19 protein-coding genes are annotated in these 17,456 nt (G+C 40.0%); 6 read left to right on the top strand and 13 right to left on the bottom strand.

The window, feature by feature from the left end; genetic code table 11:
• Nucleotides 1-96: 96 nt before the first annotated feature.
• Nucleotides 97-1,410, top strand: a complete 1,314-nt coding sequence (locus KG708_RS14405) for a peptidoglycan DD-metalloendopeptidase family protein (RefSeq protein ID WP_213610884.1) — start codon at nucleotides 97-99, stop codon at nucleotides 1,408-1,410.
• A gap of 82 nt (nucleotides 1,411-1,492) precedes the next feature.
• Here KG708_RS14405 and KG708_RS14400 read toward each other — a convergent pair whose 3' ends face one another.
• From KG708_RS14400 to KG708_RS14380, 5 genes are all read right to left on the bottom strand, one after another.
• The gene (locus KG708_RS14400; RefSeq protein WP_213610876.1) at nucleotides 1,493-1,669 is read right to left on the bottom strand and encodes a hypothetical protein; all 177 of its coding nucleotides are present in this window, start codon (nucleotides 1,667-1,669) and stop codon (nucleotides 1,493-1,495) included.
• Nucleotides 1,670-1,726: 57 nt separating this feature from the next.
• On the bottom strand, nucleotides 1,727-2,698 hold the full coding sequence (locus KG708_RS14395) for an aldo/keto reductase (RefSeq protein WP_213610874.1): 972 nt from the start codon (nucleotides 2,696-2,698) through the stop codon (nucleotides 1,727-1,729).
• 137 nt (nucleotides 2,699-2,835) lie between these two features.
• Nucleotides 2,836-3,966: a sodium ion-translocating decarboxylase subunit beta gene (locus KG708_RS14390; protein ID WP_213610872.1), complete on the bottom strand. Its 1,131-nt coding sequence runs from the start codon at nucleotides 3,964-3,966 to the stop codon at nucleotides 2,836-2,838.
• A gap of 14 nt (nucleotides 3,967-3,980) precedes the next feature.
• Nucleotides 3,981-5,762: a sodium-extruding oxaloacetate decarboxylase subunit alpha gene (gene oadA / locus KG708_RS14385; RefSeq protein WP_213610870.1), complete on the bottom strand. Its 1,782-nt coding sequence runs from the start codon at nucleotides 5,760-5,762 to the stop codon at nucleotides 3,981-3,983.
• A 12-nt stretch (nucleotides 5,763-5,774) separates the two neighbouring features.
• Nucleotides 5,775-6,020 (bottom strand): OadG family transporter subunit, encoded by a 246-nt coding sequence (locus tag KG708_RS14380; protein WP_213610868.1) that lies wholly within the window; start codon nucleotides 6,018-6,020, stop codon nucleotides 5,775-5,777.
• Between the two features lie 524 nt (nucleotides 6,021-6,544).
• Between KG708_RS14380 and KG708_RS14375 the strand changes: the two genes are divergently transcribed.
• The 3 genes from KG708_RS14375 (at nucleotide 6,545) to KG708_RS14365 (ending at nucleotide 7,580) form a co-directional block, all read left to right on the top strand.
• Nucleotides 6,545-6,718, top strand: coding sequence for a DUF1328 domain-containing protein (locus tag KG708_RS14375; RefSeq protein ID WP_213610866.1), 174 nt, complete (start codon nucleotides 6,545-6,547; stop codon nucleotides 6,716-6,718).
• 47 nt (nucleotides 6,719-6,765) lie between these two features.
• Nucleotides 6,766-6,957, top strand: a complete 192-nt coding sequence (locus tag KG708_RS14370; RefSeq protein WP_213610864.1) for a hypothetical protein — start codon at nucleotides 6,766-6,768, stop codon at nucleotides 6,955-6,957.
• 155 nt (nucleotides 6,958-7,112) lie between these two features.
• Nucleotides 7,113-7,580: a YcxB family protein gene (locus KG708_RS14365; RefSeq protein WP_213610862.1), complete on the top strand. Its 468-nt coding sequence runs from the start codon at nucleotides 7,113-7,115 to the stop codon at nucleotides 7,578-7,580.
• 47 nt (nucleotides 7,581-7,627) lie between these two features.
• Here KG708_RS14365 and csrA read toward each other — a convergent pair whose 3' ends face one another.
• The 6 genes from csrA to ribA all read right to left on the bottom strand — a co-directional run bounded on the left by csrA (nucleotide 7,628) and on the right by ribA (nucleotide 13,695).
• Entirely contained in the window at nucleotides 7,628-7,819 is a 192-nt protein-coding gene (gene csrA / locus KG708_RS14360; protein WP_004587515.1) for a carbon storage regulator CsrA, read from the bottom strand.
• A 90-nt stretch (nucleotides 7,820-7,909) separates the two neighbouring features.
• Nucleotides 7,910-9,127, bottom strand: coding sequence for an aspartate kinase (locus tag KG708_RS14355; RefSeq protein ID WP_213610860.1), 1,218 nt, complete (start codon nucleotides 9,125-9,127; stop codon nucleotides 7,910-7,912).
• 6 nt (nucleotides 9,128-9,133) lie between these two features.
• Nucleotides 9,134-11,734, bottom strand: coding sequence for an alanine--tRNA ligase (alaS, locus tag KG708_RS14350; protein ID WP_213610858.1), 2,601 nt, complete (start codon nucleotides 11,732-11,734; stop codon nucleotides 9,134-9,136).
• Nucleotides 11,735-11,753: 19 nt separating this feature from the next.
• Entirely contained in the window at nucleotides 11,754-12,206 is a 453-nt protein-coding gene (locus tag KG708_RS14345) for a regulatory protein RecX (protein WP_213610856.1), read from the bottom strand.
• Nucleotides 12,206-12,994, bottom strand: a complete 789-nt coding sequence (locus KG708_RS14340) for a BPSS1780 family membrane protein (RefSeq protein ID WP_213610854.1) — start codon at nucleotides 12,992-12,994, stop codon at nucleotides 12,206-12,208. The genes KG708_RS14345 and KG708_RS14340 overlap by 1 nt, the downstream gene beginning before the upstream one ends.
• Before the next feature lie 77 nt (nucleotides 12,995-13,071).
• Complete coding sequence (gene ribA, locus KG708_RS14335) at nucleotides 13,072-13,695, bottom strand: GTP cyclohydrolase II RibA (protein WP_213610845.1); 624 nt, start codon at nucleotides 13,693-13,695, stop codon at nucleotides 13,072-13,074.
• Between the two features lie 225 nt (nucleotides 13,696-13,920).
• Between ribA and KG708_RS14330 the strand changes: the two genes are divergently transcribed.
• Complete coding sequence (locus KG708_RS14330) at nucleotides 13,921-15,015, top strand: TonB family protein (RefSeq protein ID WP_213610843.1); 1,095 nt, start codon at nucleotides 13,921-13,923, stop codon at nucleotides 15,013-15,015.
• A gap of 41 nt (nucleotides 15,016-15,056) precedes the next feature.
• On the opposite strand, the gene KG708_RS14325 is transcribed toward KG708_RS14330, so the two are convergent.
• Together KG708_RS14325 and KG708_RS14320 are read right to left on the bottom strand one after the other, a co-directional pair.
• A complete protein-coding gene (locus tag KG708_RS14325; RefSeq protein ID WP_213610841.1) occupies nucleotides 15,057-15,515 on the bottom strand; it encodes a low molecular weight protein-tyrosine-phosphatase in 459 nt (152 codons plus the stop codon).
• Between the two features lie 20 nt (nucleotides 15,516-15,535).
• Entirely contained in the window at nucleotides 15,536-16,042 is a 507-nt protein-coding gene (locus KG708_RS14320) for a DUF3087 domain-containing protein (protein ID WP_213610839.1), read from the bottom strand.
• 215 nt (nucleotides 16,043-16,257) lie between these two features.
• Between KG708_RS14320 and KG708_RS14315 the strand changes: the two genes are divergently transcribed.
• A complete protein-coding gene (locus KG708_RS14315; RefSeq protein ID WP_213610837.1) occupies nucleotides 16,258-17,415 on the top strand; it encodes a hypothetical protein in 1,158 nt (385 codons plus the stop codon).
• Nucleotides 17,416-17,456 lie beyond the last annotated feature (41 nt).

The following is a 17,456-nucleotide window of genomic DNA, read 5'->3' as shown; positions in this document are numbered from 1 at the left end:
CGAGTTTAAATCAACAAAATACTAGTATTCACAGAATATTCGTTATATCCTGCAATATAATCTATTTATTATCTTGACAGCAGAAAAAGGCACGTTATGGTTCACGTGGTTAGCACGCTCCCAAAAAAACACAAAATGCTTATTCTAGGTTTGGTTTCTGCTATTGTTGCCTTAGCCTTCCTCCCTTCTGAAAAAGCTACTGCATCCAAAGACAATAGTGAAAACACACTAGAAATTGGTAAGCGCTACGAATTACAAATCAAAGTAGGTGAAGACGAAAAACTCACAGACTTAAACTCAGAGCAGGCAGCGCAAAAACTTCCAGAATACGAATTTGTCGATCACCTTGTTAAAAATGGTGACAACTTAGCTATTATTTTTAAACGCGCGGGCTTTTCTGCGCAAACGCTTTATAAACTCGTAAACACCAACGCTGAAACCCGTAAGTTGACTAAAATTCACCCTGGTGAAACGTTAAGCTTTGCCACCGCAGAAGACGGCTCACTGGCTCAATTACGCTATGTTATTTCTAAAACAGATACGCTTTACGTTACCCTTAATGAGGAAGGTCAATACGACACCTCAATTGACAGCAAAGAAATAGAAACACTGAGCAAAACGGCCGGTGGTGAAATCTCAAACAGCTTTTGGACCTCAGCAATTGCAGCGGGCTTAAGTGAGCGCCAAATTATGAATTTTGCTGATATATTTGGCTGGGATGTGGATTTTGCGAATGATATTCGTAAAGGTGATGAGTTTGGCTTAATTTACGAATCTCACTTTGTTGACGGTGAATTTATTGGTACCGGTAAAATTATTGCGGCTGAATTTATAAACCAAGGTGAGCGCTACACTGCTATTCGTCACACTGACGGTAATTTTTATACCCCAGAAGGCCGCAGCATGAAAAAAGCCTTTTTGCGTGCGCCTGTTAACTTTAAATATATTAGCTCAAGCTTTAACCCTCGCCGCCTACACCCAGTTACAGGGCAAGTGAAAGCACACCGAGGTATTGATTACGCAGCCCGCACTGGCACACCTGTTGTATCTTCAGGTAATGGTAAAGTTATTAAGTCTGGCTATAGCAAATATAACGGTAATTATGTTTTTATTAGTCATGGCACTCAATACGTGACTAAGTACTTACACCTTAATAAACGTCTAGTTAAAACAGGACAAAAAGTCAAACAAGGTGAAAAAATTGGTACCGTTGGTGCAACGGGTCGCGTGACCGGTGCACATTTACATTACGAATTTTTAGTTAATGGCGTGCATCGTAATCCTAAAACCGTAAAGTTACCTAAGTCAGAGCCATTACCACGTTCAGAGCTTGCTAAATTTAAGCCGATTGCTGATAACTTTATCGCACAACTTGAGCGTAATCGTGAATTACAACTAGCACTTAAATAAACCGCTTCGCTGATCAAACAAAAAAGCCTTTGCTGGACTGACTCGCAAAGGCTTTTTTGTATATGGTATTTAACTTTCAAGCTTAATTTACAAGTACGTAAATGAGCTGGATAATCAAGGATATCATGACCAGTGGCCAAATATACTTACTGTATTTAGTAGCGCCCTCTAATCCCAATTTACTTTGGTATTTTTCTAGCAAAGGAATAATGATCACCAACGCTATCACTAAACTAATTAAAATAACAAATATATTCATATCAACGCCCTCGTGTTATACCAATTCTCTGAAGTATTATTGCGGACTACTATTAGATTACGGTAAAGCGCAGCCTTTCGCGCTGATATATAACTCATACCAATGCTCACGGCTTAAGTGAATATTAATTGCATCACTCGATGCTTTAATACGCTCTACATTAGTTGTCCCTATGATTGGCTGAATCGATGCAGGATGACGCAGTAGCCATGCCAACACAATAGCTTCAGCACTTGTGCCATATAAAACGGCAAGCTTACTAACTAAAATACTCGTGTTTACATCCGCTTGTGACGCCTTTGATAAGTCTCCACCTGAGTATAAACCTTGGCACAAACTGCCCCAGCTCTGAATTTGAATGTCATGCTCCCGACAATATTCAATATTGCCCGCAGTAAAGTTAATATCTTTGCCATCGACATTACCGACATAAACCCCCTCATCGACCCATTGATGTTTTTGTAAACTCGCCTCTATTTGATTTGCCACAATCGGCATATCTAAAGCGCGCTGCAAAAACCTTATTTGATGCTGGGACATATTGGACACCGCGAAATGACGCACTTTGCCACTTTCTTTTAAACAACTAAATATTTTGGCAACGTCTTCTACCTCCATTAAAGGGTCTGGGCGATGCAACATAAGCACGTCTAAGAAGCCGGTATTTAATCGTTTCAAAGACCCCTCAACGGCGTGTTCAATCCAATCAGCTGAAAAGTCATAACGTTGCGGGGTTTTCTCATCAGTAAAGCGAATACCACACTTAGATTGAATATACATTTGCTCTCTGAGCTCAGGACGCTCAGCCAATACTTGACCAAATACCTGCTCAGCTTTGCCAAAAGTATAAATATCAGCATGATCAAAAAAGTTAATCCCGCTCTCAATTGCTGTATCTATACATGAATGAGCTTGCTTTAAGTGCGCACTGGTAATCGCCTCTTTATTCCAAGCACCTCCCAAGCCCATACAACCAAATACAAGTTTACTTACTTTGGGTAAATATTTTGCCAGCGGAGTGTGTAACATTTTGACAGCCTTTAAAAAATAGGAAGAGTGATTACTTTAAACAAAAACCCCTATACAAGAAACCGCTTAATCTAAAACATCAAATTTTAGACAAAAAAAAGCGCAGTAAACTGCGCTAATGGTTGGATTATGTATTACTAGCCAACAAGTGCTAATAAAATACCTGCAGCAACAGCACTTCCCAGTACGCCAGCTACATTAGGCCCCATAGCATGCATCAATAAAAAGTTGTGCGGGTTATTTTCAAGCCCAACTTTATTAACAACACGTGCAGCCATAGGCACAGCCGATACACCGGCTGCACCAATTAATGGATTAATTGGGGTTTTTGATATTTTATTTAAGCCTTTTGCCATAAATACGCCTGAGGCTGTACCAATAGCAAACGCCAGTGCGCCTAATACTAAAATACCAAGGGTTTCTACTGTTAAGAACTGATCTGCGGCAAGTTTAGACCCTACAGCCAGCCCCAAAAATATAGTAGTAATATTAATAATTTCGTTTTGTGCACTGTTACTAAGCCTATCTACCACACCTGACTCACGCATTAAATTACCTAAACAAAACATACCAACCAGTGGAATGGCAGCGGGCAGAAAAATGGCGGTTAAAGTAAGTACCATCAATGGAAAAATAATTTTTTCCTTTTTAGATACTTTACGCAGCTCTGGCATTTGAATTTTACGTTCTTCAGACGTTGTGAACGCACGCATTATGGGTGGCTGAATAATCGGAACCAGTGCCATGTATGAGTAAGCAGCCACAGCTATGGCGCCTAATAAATCAGGTGCCAGCTTTGACGCTAAAAAGATAGCGGTTGGCCCATCAGCCCCACCAATAATGGCGATTGCTGACGCATCTTGTAAGCTAAACTCAAACCCAGGGATAAAGTTAAGTAAAATAGCCCCAAATAAAGTCGCAAAAATACCAAACTGCGCCGCAGCACCTAATAACAACATACGCGGGTTGGCAATTAAGGCACTAAAGTCAGTGAGTGCGCCTACTCCCATAAATATTAATAACGGAAAAATCCCAGTATCAATACCTACATAGTAAACATGATAAAGTAAGCCGCCAGGGTCTGATAAACCCGCTACTGGAATATTAGTTAAAATTGCCCCAAAACCAATAGGCAGCAGCAATAATGGCTCAAAGTTCTTGGCTATCGCTAAAAATAACAGCAAACAACCAACAGCAATCATTATCAACCCAGGAAACGTAAAGTTAGCAATGCCAGTGGCATGCCAGAGGTTTAAAATACTATCCATCCTCTATTTACTCCTTAAGCTAGTGCAATCATAGCATCGCCGGTTGACACTGAATCACCTTCACTGACAAGCACGTCTGCAATTGTACCCGTATGCATGGCGCGTACTTCGGTTTCCATTTTCATGGCTTCCATAATAATCACCACATCCCCTTCATTTACGACCTGACCAGGCTTTACTTTAATTTTAAAGATATTACCGGCAAGTGGCGCATTAAGGGTTTCACCCGAAGCAACCGATGCCGACTGTGGAATATGCTCGGAGTCTTTTAACGTAACCTCTTTAAGCTCACCGCCTTGAGCAACCACGACATCGTATACTTTACCATCGACTTTAACGCTGTATTGCTCAGCCTTGACGCCTTTATTGTTTGCCGCTGATTTTTCGGGTGCCTTATCAGAACTATCATCAGCACTAGGAACAGGTTCAAATGCGTCAGGGTTATTGCGGTTTTTAATAAATTTCAAACCAATTTGTGGGAATAAAGCATAAGTAAGCACATCATCAATTTGCTCATCAGCAAGCGTTAAGCCTTGCTCTTGCGCAAGCTTACTTAATTCAGCCTCAAGCGTTTCAAGTTCAGGTTTGATCACATCTGCTGGGCGACAAGTAATTGCTTCGCTGCCATCAAGTACACGCTCTTGTAGCGCTTTGTTCATCGGTGCAGGTGTTGAACCATATTCACCTTTTAATACGCCTGCGGTTTCTTTAGTAATGGTTTTATAACGCTCACCAGTGAGTACATTTAATACCGCCTGAGTACCAACAATTTGCGAAGTCGGGGTAACTAGTGGAATAAAGCCCAAATCCTCACGTACACGTGGGATCTCAAGTAATACTTCGTTTAGTTTATCAGCGGCGCCTAGCTCTTTAAGTTGGTTTTCCATGTTAGTTAACATGCCACCAGGCACTTGCGCTAATAAAATACGGCCATCCACACCTTTTAAACTGCCTTCAAACGCAGCGTACTTTTTACGTACGTCTCTAAAGTAAGCTGCAATTTCTTCTAAGTGGTTTAAATCTAGGCCGGTATCACGCTCTGTGCCCTCTACAATTGCAGCAATTGTTTCTGTTGCTGAATGACCATAGGTCATACTCATAGATGACACAGCCGTATCGAGCATATCAATACCGGCATCAATTGCTTTTTGATACGTTGCGGTACTTAAACCCGTTGTTGCATGACATTGCATAGCAATAGGAATTGAAACCGTTTCTTTTAAGCCTTTAATCAGTTTTTCTGCATCGTAAGGCTTAAGCAATCCCGCCATATCTTTAATACAAATTGAATGACAACCTAACTCTTCAAGCTGCTTAGCGAGTGTTAGCCACATATCCAATGTGTGTACTGGGCTTACCGTGTAAGAAATAGTGCCTTGGGCATGCGCGCCTACTTTAACCGCCGCTTTAATCGCAGTTTCTAAATTACGCACATCATTCATGGCATCAAAAATACGAAAAACATCCACACCATTTTTGTATGCGCGCTCTACAAACTTTTCAACAACATCATCAGCATAATGACGGTACCCTAATAAGTTTTGTCCGCGGAGTAACATTTGCTGTGGCGTATTTGGCATGGCCTTTTTAAGCGCACGAATACGCTCCCACGGATCTTCGCCTAAATAACGAATACATGAGTCAAAGGTAGCCCCCCCCCAGGATTCGATAGACCAATAACCGGCATCATCTATTTTTTTTGCAATAGGTAACATGTCGTCTAATCGCATGCGGGTAGCTAAAAGCGACTGATGTGCGTCACGAAGTACAAGTTCTGTTATTTTTAATTTAGCCATTGGTATGCTCCTCTAATTATTATTTTTTTTGTACTGAGCAATGGCAGCACTAATTGCAGCGATGTGCTCATTTGGCACACCTTGAGATTTAAAAGATGGTGTTCTTTGTGGTGCTTCAAGATCTGGTTGAGCAAATTTACTAACCAGCCTAGACATAGCTGTTACAGCGCCTATTAATAAAGAAAGAAATACAAACACGCTCACCATACCGGTTAGCATTAAATTGCCTGCAGTTGTGAGCAAAGCCCCAATATCCATAGTTCTCCCCCTTTCAAAACCGCACCAATAAATAAAAAGTCGGTTTGTTTAAATAATTATTCACCAATAATAACAAAAATCACACTTTTGTCTACAGCTTGTAAATTGGTAAAACCAATTAATCCAAAACTAACATATCACCAATAAGGTTAACACCACCTAAAATGGCTTATTTAACCCTGATATATAGATAATAAAAATGTTCGTTATAAATAAAGAATATATAAAACCCTAATATTCTTTGAAAACACATAAAAATATACCTAATGAGCTAATCCACTAAAAACCGCTAAAGCAAATGTTAATTGGTCTTACCAAAATAAAAATTGTAAAAACTATTTATTATCTCATCAGACACCACTATGAATAAGTTACAGATAAAATCGTAAAAATTACCAATCTAATATAAATCCAAACTCAAAAAACAAAATAAACCATTGATTTAAAACAAAATAAAATACTGGCACATTACTCGCTTATTTATAAACAACACTTTAACACTTAGATAAATCAAGGAGATGACAATGTTACGCTGGACAATTACATTTTTGGTGATCGCACTAATCGCAGCCGTTTTAGGATTTGGTGGTATTGCAGGAGCCGCAACAGGCATTGCTAAGATCATATTTTTTATCTTTTTAGTTTTACTCGTTATTTCACTGGTTTCAAGCGCTTTACGTGGTAAAAGCCCCAGGTAGATAAGCAACAACGAACTTTTTTAAATTTATATACAAGGAATTACATTATGAAATCATCAACACTTAAAGCAGCAGCTATTGGCCTATTCGCAAGTGCATTCATTATGGGTTGTGAAGACAATAACGCAGAAGAAGCCGGTGAACGTATCGACGAAGCCGTGACAGATGTTCAAAACAAGGTAGAAGATACCTGTGAAGAAGTAAAAGAAGGCGTTAATGCCGAAGAGACAAATTGCTAAATTGGCTTCTTTTTTTACAAAAGCGATCTTTCGATCGCTTTTTTTGTATCCCGTGAACACAGTGAATAAACTTTAGAGCTCATTAATCTATTTAAGCTGCGCATTCATCCTATAGCTTGCTAAAATGGTAAAAAATAGCCTTTAAGTATAAATACATGATATTCACAACAACCTATAAACTCGATAAACCTTACTTTTATGAATGCTTCGATCAATCGCTGCCTTATAGTAAACGGGCGCGACCTAAATACTTTTTATTGGTATTGCTTGTAGCGTTAGGATTATTTGGTATTTATGGCCTAGGCGATCATTACTTAGGTACATTTTTACTCATGCTAGCCTTACTTGAATGCATCGCCTTTTACTATCGCCGCCCATGGTGGGTAACCAGACAAATGCTCAGCAGGGCATCAGGTTCGCAAGTTACTCTGACTTTTGACGAAGAAGGTATAAGGTCAGCTAATCATTACAAAAATTACCAACTTACATGGCAAGATATTAATGAAATAATTTCTACTGAACGTGGACTCATCTTAAAAACAAAAAGCGGTATGCAATACATTTCAAAAGCTATACTAACAGATGAAACTATTGATTTTATAAACAAAAAAGCCACTCAATGAGTGGCTTTTAAAATGTATTTGTTATTTCCTAATACATTTTTTGTTGATTAAGCATTGCCCGGATTAGGGTTAGACTTTTCAGCTTGTATGCGCATGTAAATTTCTTCACGATGAACTGATACGTCTTTTGGTGCGTTAACACCGATACGAACTTGATTTCCTTTAACACCTAGAACAGTAACGGTTACTTCGTCACCAATCATAAGGGTCTCGCCTACTCTACGAGTTAGTATTAGCATTCTCTTGCTCCCATGTTCCAATAAAATTATAAGATTCCGCACAAGCATTTTAATTAAAATTAGACTAAAAAGTAAGTAAAAACTCTCAATCTATTCATTTTCTGTTAAAAATGTTTTATGTAATGCACGAACAGCCAGCTCTAGGTATTTTTCATCTATTAAAACTGATATTTTTATCTCTGAGGTGGCAACAAACATCACATCAATATTTTCTTCTGCTAACGAATCAAAAAATAAACTCGCTACCCCAGAATGAGATTTCATCCCCATACCCACCGCTGAAATTTTCGCCACATTGGTCAATCCGTCAATTGCCTGTGCGTCAAATTGTTGTTGCTCAACCGTTAATAAATCAAGTGCGTTTAAGTAATCATTTAAATGCACAGTAAAAGCATAGTCAACTTTTTCAACTTTATGATTAATTTGATTAATCATATCTATTTCGATGCCATTATCAGCAAAAAGTTTCAAAACTTTTGCAAGATGTTTGGTGCCTTGTGGCATTCCATGTACCTTAATTAAGCACTCATCTCGATTAAATGCAATACCCGATACGACATTGCTTGCCACGTCGCTCTCCTCAAAACTAATTAATGTGCCTTCATCGGGTTTAAAACTAGATAAAACCCTTAAAGGTACATTGTGTTTACCGGCAGATTCTACTGAACGAATGTGCAACACCTTAGCACCTAAACTTGCCAGCTCAAGCATTTCGTCGAATGTTACATGACTCAAACGTCGTGCATTGGGCTCAACACGAGGATCTGTAGTATATACGCCATCAACATCGGTATAGATCTGACATTCATCAGCTTTTATCGCACCCGCAATTTCAACGGCTGAAGTGTCGGTGCCACCACGGCCAAGCGTAGTCACGTTGCCCTCAATATCGCGCCCCTGAAATCCGGCAATAATAGCAATGCGGTTGTGTTCAAGCTCATGTTTTAAACGCGTAGCCGCGACCTCTTCCACCCGCGCTTTACCGAACATATTATCGGTTAAAATATTAACCTGATCGGCCAATAAACTTACCGCAGAATGGCCGCGTTTAATAATAGCCATCGCTAACAAAGCAATAGAAACTTGCTCACCGGTACTCAGTAATACATCGAGTTCACGACTACTCGGGCGAAGATCGATTTGTTTGGCAAGATTAATTAAGCGATTGGTTTCTCCCGACATTGCCGAAAGCACGACCACCACTTGGTGCCCTTGTTGCTTGGTTTTAACAACAAGGTCGGCGACCGCTTCAATACGCTCTATTGAGCCTACCGAAGTGCCGCCAAATTTTTGAACTATAAGTGCCACTTAAGCTTAGGTACGCTCAGTTAACCAAGCTGTTACGCTATCAAGTGCCGCCGTTAAGTTCTGTGGTTCAGAGCCACCCGCTTGCGCCATATCTGGACGACCGCCACCTTTACCACCTACTTGACCTGCCATGTGATTAACTAACTCACCCGCTTTTACTTTGGCTGTTAAATCTTTAGTTACACCGGCAATAAGGCTTACTTTGTCACCACTGGCAACACCAAGCGCAATAACACCTGAGCCAATTTTGTTTTTAAGATCATCAACCATACCGCGAAGCGCTTTTGATTCAGTCCCCTCAACATTGGCTACCAGTAATTTAATCCCATTAATCTCTATAACTGAATCTAGTAACGATGCGCCTGCTGCACTGGCTAGTTTATCGTTAAGCTGAGCAACTTGCTTTTCAAGCCCTTTCGACTTTTCAAGCAAGGCAGTTACTTTTTCAAGCACTGACGCATTGTCACCTTTTACAAGCGCTGCAACATCAGCTAATTGCTGCTCTTGCTCGCTTACATAAGCAATTGCCTCTGCACCTGTTACCGCTTCAATTCGACGAACACCCGCAGCAATACCGCTTTCAGATACAATTTTGAACAAGCCAATGTCACCCGCGCGCTCAACGTGTGTACCACCACAAAGCTCGATTGAGTAGTCACCAATGGTCACAACGCGTACTTCGTCATCGTATTTTTCGCCAAACAACGCCATTGCACCTTTTGCTTTAGCATCATCAATTGCCATTAGCTCAGTGTTAAGGGCAAAGTTACGACGAATTTCATTATTCACTGCACGCTCAATTTCACGTAATTCATCTTTGGTCACCGCTTCAAAATGTGAGAAGTCAAAACGCAGGCGATCTGGCTGTACAAGTGAGCCTTTTTGCGACACATGCTCACCTAACAACTGACGTAATGCTTCATGTAAAATATGCGTGGCAGTATGATTTTTCTTAATGCTATCGCGACGCGCAGCATCAATGGTTGCATCTACTTTATCATTAACACCAATACGCCCTTGAACGGTTCCATGGTGAGCAAATGCATTGCCTAGTTTTGTGGTGTTAGTCACACTAAACTCACCACCGGGAACAGTAATTAACCCGCTATCACCAATTTGACCACCTGATTCTGCATAAAACGGGGTACGATCTAAAACGATAATACCTTGTTGACCATCTTCAAGTAACGAGACTGTTTCGCCACCTGCAAAAATTTCTACCACAGTGGCACGATAATGGGTGCTATCGTAGCCTTTAAAGTCGGTATGTTTGTCTGATTTTAATTGCTCATTATAGTCAGCGCCAAATTTACCCGCTTGTTGCGCTGTTTTACGTTGTACTGCCATGCATGCTTCAAAACCTTGATGATCAATTGTCATCTGGCGTTCACGCGCTACATCGGCTGTTAAATCGGCAGGGAAACCATAGGTATCGTAAAGTTTAAACACTAAATCACCCGGGATCACATCCCCGGTTAAATCGCTTAAACTTTCTTCTAAAATAGCTAAACCACGCTCCAGCGTTTTACCAAACTGCTCTTCTTCAATGCGCAGTACTTTTTCGATAATTTCTTGCTGTTTAGCAAGCTCTGGATACGCTTGACCCATTTGGTCAATCAGTGCAGTCACTAATTTATAGAAAAACGCGCCTTTAGCGCCTAGTTTATTACCATGGCGAACTGCACGACGAATAATACGACGCAGTACATAACCGCGACCTTCGTTTGATGGCATAACCCCATCTGAAATTAAAAACGCACATGAACGAATATGATCCGCTACCACGCGTAACGATTTATCATCCATGTCTTGAGCATTAGTAACGCTTGCTGCTGCGGCAATTAAGCCTTGGAATAAATCGATTTCGTAGTTTGAATGCACACCTTGTAAAATAGCTGAAATACGCTCAAGGCCCATTCCCGTATCAACAGATTGCTTAGGAAGTGGCTCCATAGTCCCGTCGCTTTGACGGTTGTATTGCATAAATACTAAGTTCCAAATTTCAATGAAACGATCGCCATCTTCTTCAGGTGTGCCCGGAGGTCCCCCCCAAATATGCTCACCGTGATCATAAAATATTTCAGAACATGGACCACAAGGACCCGTATCACCCATAGACCAAAAGTTATCGCTTGTTGCAATACGAATAATGCGATCTTCAGGTAAACCGATATCGTTAGCCCAGTAGCCAAAGGCCTCTTCGTCATCATGGTAAATAGTAACTAACAGCTTTTCCTTTGGTAATTTTAAAACATCAGTTAAAAATTCCCACGCAAACTTAATAGCATCTTGCTTAAAGTAATCACCAAAGCTGAAATTACCGAGCATTTCAAAAAAGGTATGGTGACGTGCTGTATAACCTACGTTTTCTAAATCGTTGTGTTTACCACCGGCACGCACACAACGCTGCGAACTCGTTGCGCGTGTATAAGGACGGCTTTCAGCGCCTAAAAATACATCTTTAAATTGCACCATACCCGCATTATTAAATAACAACGTGGCATCATTGCCTGGTATTAATGAACTAGAAGGAACAACTTGGTGTTGCTTACTGGCAAAAAAGTCTAAAAACTGTTGCCTAATTTGTGCGGTAGTCATGTGCTGCATGTGAAAGTCTCACCTGTATTTACTGTGCTTGCATTGCAAAATTTATTTCATCATAGCTAAAACCTCGATACATCAAGTAGCGCACGCGCTTAGCTTTTTCTTTGTACTCAAGGTTTGCCGGTGTCGTTGAATATTTTTTATTGTACGCTTCCTGCGCGAGCTCAAACCAATCTATTTCCAGCTCTTCAATTACTGTTTCAAGCAGTGCTCTATCAATCCCTTTACTCATGGCCTCACTTTGAATACGCTTTAAGCCATGGCATTTAAATATGTGCTTTCTTACAAACCCTTCACAGTAACGCTGCTCATTAATAAAGTTGTGCTTTTCACACCAATCAAGCAGGTTTTCTATGAATTCGTCAGTTGCTTCTTTTTGCTGTAACTTTTGGGTTAACTCTCGGCGAGAATACTCTTGTCTGCCTAGTAACCAAAGCACATAGTTTTTTAATTTTTGTTTTAACGTATCGTCCATTAAGCGTCAAAGCGCCCACTTTGCTCGCTACTTAAAGGCTTAATATTACTGTCATCACTTGGTGGCACAACGGGCATAAAAATAGCCTGATAAGAAACAAAAAAACTAATGTAGCAAATTGGCATTAAAATCAACAGCGGTAGTAGCGATAAGAACATCGACACCACAATTAATAATGCGCAAATAATACCATAAACACTCAGTGGTATAATATTGTAATAAAACACCATAAACGAACTTTTTAAGGCATTTAAAATACGTTGTTCTTTATTAAAGTAAACAAGCGGTACCGCATAGGCAAACGAAGTAAAGTAGACCGACAGCGCAATTAAAAACAACGCAACATTAGCAAAAGAAATGCTCTCAAGCATTTGCCCAAGCGCTGTATTAGGATCTAAATCGGGCTGCGACATAACAGCCACTGCATCAGCAAATAAACCATTGGCAAGCAACGCAATTAAAATACCAGCACCCATTTGATAAAGCGCTAAACGAAACAACCCCAATCGATTTCCTTTTGCAGAAAATGGTTTTAAAATATCGGCTAACATAATTTTTCCGCCTTGCTGCTTAGTAATAACAGCCTGATAAAAACCTGCTGTTAAAAATGGCGTAGCCAGCGCGGCAATTATTTGCAGAAACGGTAAAAACAAAGACAATAAACCAACAATGCCAATAAATAAGTGCATAAAAATAAAAGTTAATGGCTGAGTTTTAAAAATTAGCCAACCGGCTTTAAACCATTTTAACGCCGCATCCGCTTTAAAAATTCGTAATTGTGTAGACATACTTGCTCTTAATTAAAACAAAACACGCCGAGTATAACTCGGCGCTGGTTGGTATTACAGGGGGCAATTACGTAATATTAAGGTTTTTTAATTTTCTTAATATCAAGCATATGAGAGCCATGCTTAATTTTAGTCTCTAAATAAGCCTTATTACCTGAAAGTCCTGCCTTTATGTGGGCATGAGTACCCACAACCGAGTCAACCTCTATACCTGCATCTTTTAATGCATTAAGCTTTTTAGGGTTGTTAGTCATTAACTTAACGTGCTTTAAATTTAGCGCGTTAAGCATTAATACAGCATCCGAAAAATCTCGCAAATCATCAGCAAAACCTAAATGATTATTAGCTTCATAGGTATTCATACCCTGCGATTGCAATACATACGCATCAATTTTATTGTACAAACCAATGCCACGCCCTTCTTGACGTAAATACAATAAAATACCACCTTGCTCGTGCATCATTTCAATACACTCATTTAGCTGCTCACCACAATCACAGCGCGACGAGTGAAACACATCACCGGTTAAGCATTCGGAATGCATACGAATAAGCGGCACGTCTTGATGGGTGTCGGCGTTTTTAAACACTAACGCAACATGCTCTTGGCCATCTTTTAAGCCACTAAAGGAAATAATTTCTGCAGGAATATCACTATTTTTGCCAACATTAAGCTGGACTCTTGCTCTTACTTGCGCCACGACCAATCCAAATATTAAAAAACTACGACACGATAAAGTGATAATATCACAAAAGTTTAAAATTGGATCGTAGTACATCCTAGGTAATGGCAAATATATGGCGACGGTAGCGACTATTTTCAATCTTTTATCACAAATATATTACCAGCGAGCATTTACTTTGGTTTACCTAAAATAGTGACATATATACACGAATTTGCTATCGACAAATAATAGGGGAATATTATGAAACTAAACAAACGTGTATTACTAAGCTTGTGTTTATCTGTATTGAGCACAACGTCATTTGCAGAACAAAAAAATAACTCTCAAGCCGTTTTCAACGACGCGTATCAAAATTACCTAAATGCGGTTAACATCGGAAAAAATGTGCGGCAAGCCGCAGAGCAGGCTTACACATTAGGTAAAATTGTTTACGGTGAAAATTCAGATAACACCGCAAACTTAGCGATTAACTATGCAAAATCAATTAATGGCTATGGTAAACAGTGGATTGAAAAACGTTTTTCGCTATATCAACAAGCCTATACTATTTTAGTTAATAACCATGGTAAGCAATCGCCTGAAACCATTGATGCTTTAGTCGGTATGGCTAGTTTTTCTCCTTCTGCCCAAAAAGCGGATTATTATTTAGATCAAGTGATTGCAATAGCAAACATACAAAACAAACCTAAATTTTTGGCCGACATGCAATTAGAAGCGGCAACCATATTAGCGAATAAATTCAGCCATAAAAAATACCATGAAGCTAAAAACTATCTAGAAAAAGCCGATGAATATTATCAAGCTAACTTACCTAAAAACTCAGTTGAACAAATAAAAGCTGATTTTTTAATGGCGTCGTTTGCGGAAGGCCGAAAAAGATACGACCAAGCAATAGAACGACTTAATCGTGTAGTAAAGGTGTTTGATGAAAACTTAAGTTACGATCACAGCGCCGAGCTTAGCGCACACTCAAGGCTGATTGGCTTGTATGAAAAACAAGGCAAAAGCGATGAAGCCACTAAACATTGTATAGCGATTGCTAAAATGGTGCCGTGGAAAGAAAGCCAAGAGCAAACGCCGCTATACCGCGTAAATCCTAAATACCCTACAAACAAAGCACGCTTTCGTAAAGATGGAAAAGTCGTTATGGAGTTTGAAGTAGATGAGTCTGGCTTTGTAAAAAACCCGCGGGTACTTAGTTCTGAAGGTGGCGTGGCATTTGAAAAATCAGCAGTAGAAGCATTATCGCAATGGCGCTATGCACCAAAGTTTGCACATGGAAAAGCCGTTGCTGCAATTTCCAAAGTACAACTCGACTTTAAAGTAAACCGTTAATAACCTACCAAAGGCGTTTTAAGCGCCTTTTTAGTTTATTATCATGGCTGTTTTAACTTAGCTAAAATGTTATCGCTGGCGGCTTCTATTAAATCAAGCACCTTTTCAAAGCCATCCTCACCGCCATAGTAAGGATCGGGGATCTCACTCTGTGTTTGCTCGCCATATTCTAAAAACAGCGCAAGTTTGTACTGCAAATGCTCGGGGCAACGAGCCTTTAAATCCGTTAAGTTTTGTGTATCAGCCGCTAAAATTAAATCAAACTCGTCAAAATCACGACTGCGTATCTTACGCGAAAAAATACCTTTAAAACTATAACCTCGCTTTTCACCAGCCTGCATTGAACGACTATCCGGTGGATTACCTTGGTGATGGCCTATCGTTCCAGCAGAATCCACCTCAACATCAACACCTAGCTTTTTGGCCCGAGCCTTTAATACCGCCTCAGCTGTTGGTGAGCGACAAATATTGCCTAAACAAACAATCAGTATTTTTTGCATCAGGACTCCTTAGCCAAAGTTTAAAACTGCTTTAAAATTGCATCATCGTAATCGTCCGCATTCAAGGTTAAGTTGAACTTGGCCGCGACGCTATCAAGCTCTGCTTGTTTAATTGCCAATTCATCCATGGTGATGGTGTTATCATCAAGCTGCCATAACAACCGTGATCCCGCATAACTATACTGAATGGCTAATAGTGCATCGGGGTTACCTTCACGCCCTGCCGCTTTTAACTTGGCCATTTTTCGGGTAATTTTATTGAGCGCTTTTTTAAGCTCCCACACATACACCACCTCTGTCATAAACGGATGTGCGCGATATTTATTTAATAACCAAGCTATACCAAGACTAGTTACAATAACGCCTAATAAATTCCAATGAAAATGGCTACCACTTTCATTGGGAAATAATGCGATCAAAGTTTGCGAAATAGCTAAACTTCCAATCGCTAAGCCTGCTGCACAACCGACTATAACGCGGTTTAAATGTTTACGATAACGAGCTTTATCTATTTGAATAAGTTGCATAGTTGCCTAAAAGTTAAAACTAAAAAATTCACAGCCCCCATTGTAGCTAAACCCGCCACAGAGTTTCGACTCTTTTTAATAAAATGTCAGTAGTTTTTGATTTAACGCCTAGTTTGCTATTTCTCAAAATACAAAGCCAACTAACGATTTTATTTGCACCCACTTATTAAGCGTAGGATAGTAGGCAATAAAATGTGATACAGCACCGGATTTCCATGATAAAAACACTCATTGCCTCTAGCTTAATTTTTTCTTCTTTTAATGCGTTAGCTAATTTAAACACACCGCTAACTCCAGAAGAATTGCGAATTGAAAAAGCCAGCCAAGCGATGCCTAGCGTGCTAAGCGCTTTTGCCAGCGAAGTTAATCAATTTGAGCAGCAATTCAAGTCACTCTCAAGCTATGCACAAGCCGTAGATGCCGTTAATGACTACTCAAAACGATTATGGTTTAGTGCAAAAAAACGCATCGCTACAACGCAAAACTTAGATGATCGCGCACTTTACTGGGCTCGCTTACAATCAAGCAAAATTATTCGCACCACAAAGCCTGCATTTTCGCTGAGCACCGCTCAGCAAACAGTGTTATTAACACTTCTAGAGAATGGCAGCCGGGGTCGCACCGATCTTAGCTACTCACAAAACACCACTAAAAAAATATTACTAACGGGGTTTGACCCGTTTTTACTGGATATAAATATAAATCAAAGCAATCCATCGGGTGTAGCCGCATTGTTACTTGACGGCCAAGTCATTCGCTATAAAGGCATAACCGCTGAAATAAATACAGTGATGATCCCTGTACGTTATGAAGATTTTGATCAAGGCATCATAGAATCATTACTTGCCCCATATTACGCACTAAACAATGTGGATATGATAGTGACCGTTAGCATGGGGCGCAAAGATTTTGACCTTGAGCGCTTTCCTGGTAAACGCCGCAGTGTAACAGCACCCGACAACGCCAATATAGTATATGGCGGCACCCAAACAGCACCACTTATTCCTAGTTTGCATGACCGTCCATTACCAGGGAACGAATTTGTTGAATTTAGTTTACCTGTTGCGGCCATGCTATCTGCTAAAGGGCCATATTCTATTAATGATAACCACCACGTTATGACTCTAGAAAAAGATTTTAAAGCCAGCACAATTAAAGAATTAAAAAACGCAGTTGCAGTGCAAGGCGGTGGTGGGGGTTATCTGTCTAACGAAATTTCGTATCGCAGTATTCGCCTTCGCGATCAACTCAATTCAGATATTCCGACAGGGCATATTCACACCCCGCGCATTGCCCAGTTTGAACCCGAAACCGAAGCTAAAATAGTAAAACAAATTCAAACCATGTTAGAACACAGTCTAATTGCGCTATAAACACCCTCTAACAATAGCTCTAAAAAGTCATTATTGGTTTG

Origin of the sequence: Pseudoalteromonas sp. (assembly GCF_018402495.1) — a bacterium.
Taxonomy (GTDB): domain Bacteria; phylum Pseudomonadota; class Gammaproteobacteria; order Enterobacterales; family Alteromonadaceae; genus Pseudoalteromonas.
The sequence above is the reverse complement of the archived record's forward strand: the minus strand, read 5'-3'. Positions and strand labels throughout refer to the sequence as shown.

Excerpts from the sequence above, each read along its gene's own strand:
- KG708_RS14405 (WP_213610884.1), top strand. The coding sequence starts at position 97 with ATGGTTCACGTGGTTAGCACGCTCCCAAAAAAACACAAAATGCTTATT.
- KG708_RS14400 (WP_213610876.1), bottom strand. The coding sequence starts at position 1,669 with ATGAATATATTTGTTATTTTAATTAGTTTAGTGATAGCGTTGGTGATC.
- KG708_RS14395 (WP_213610874.1), bottom strand. The coding sequence starts at position 2,698 with ATGTTACACACTCCGCTGGCAAAATATTTACCCAAAGTAAGTAAACTT.
- KG708_RS14390 (WP_213610872.1), bottom strand. The coding sequence starts at position 3,966 with ATGGATAGTATTTTAAACCTCTGGCATGCCACTGGCATTGCTAACTTT.
- oadA (WP_213610870.1), bottom strand. The coding sequence starts at position 5,762 with ATGGCTAAATTAAAAATAACAGAACTTGTACTTCGTGACGCACATCAG.
- KG708_RS14380 (WP_213610868.1), bottom strand. The coding sequence starts at position 6,020 with ATGGATATTGGGGCTTTGCTCACAACTGCAGGCAATTTAATGCTAACC.
- KG708_RS14375 (WP_213610866.1), top strand. The coding sequence starts at position 6,545 with ATGTTACGCTGGACAATTACATTTTTGGTGATCGCACTAATCGCAGCC.
- KG708_RS14370 (WP_213610864.1), top strand. The coding sequence starts at position 6,766 with ATGAAATCATCAACACTTAAAGCAGCAGCTATTGGCCTATTCGCAAGT.
- KG708_RS14365 (WP_213610862.1), top strand. The coding sequence starts at position 7,113 with ATGATATTCACAACAACCTATAAACTCGATAAACCTTACTTTTATGAA.
- csrA (WP_004587515.1), bottom strand. The coding sequence starts at position 7,819 with ATGCTAATACTAACTCGTAGAGTAGGCGAGACCCTTATGATTGGTGAC.
- alaS (WP_213610858.1), bottom strand. The coding sequence starts at position 11,734 with ATGCAGCACATGACTACCGCACAAATTAGGCAACAGTTTTTAGACTTT.
- KG708_RS14345 (WP_213610856.1), bottom strand. The coding sequence starts at position 12,206 with ATGGACGATACGTTAAAACAAAAATTAAAAAACTATGTGCTTTGGTTA.
- KG708_RS14340 (WP_213610854.1), bottom strand. The coding sequence starts at position 12,994 with ATGTCTACACAATTACGAATTTTTAAAGCGGATGCGGCGTTAAAATGG.
- KG708_RS14330 (WP_213610843.1), top strand. The coding sequence starts at position 13,921 with ATGAAACTAAACAAACGTGTATTACTAAGCTTGTGTTTATCTGTATTG.
- KG708_RS14325 (WP_213610841.1), bottom strand. The coding sequence starts at position 15,515 with ATGCAAAAAATACTGATTGTTTGTTTAGGCAATATTTGTCGCTCACCA.
- KG708_RS14320 (WP_213610839.1), bottom strand. The coding sequence starts at position 16,042 with ATGCAACTTATTCAAATAGATAAAGCTCGTTATCGTAAACATTTAAAC.
- KG708_RS14315 (WP_213610837.1), top strand. The coding sequence starts at position 16,258 with ATGATAAAAACACTCATTGCCTCTAGCTTAATTTTTTCTTCTTTTAAT.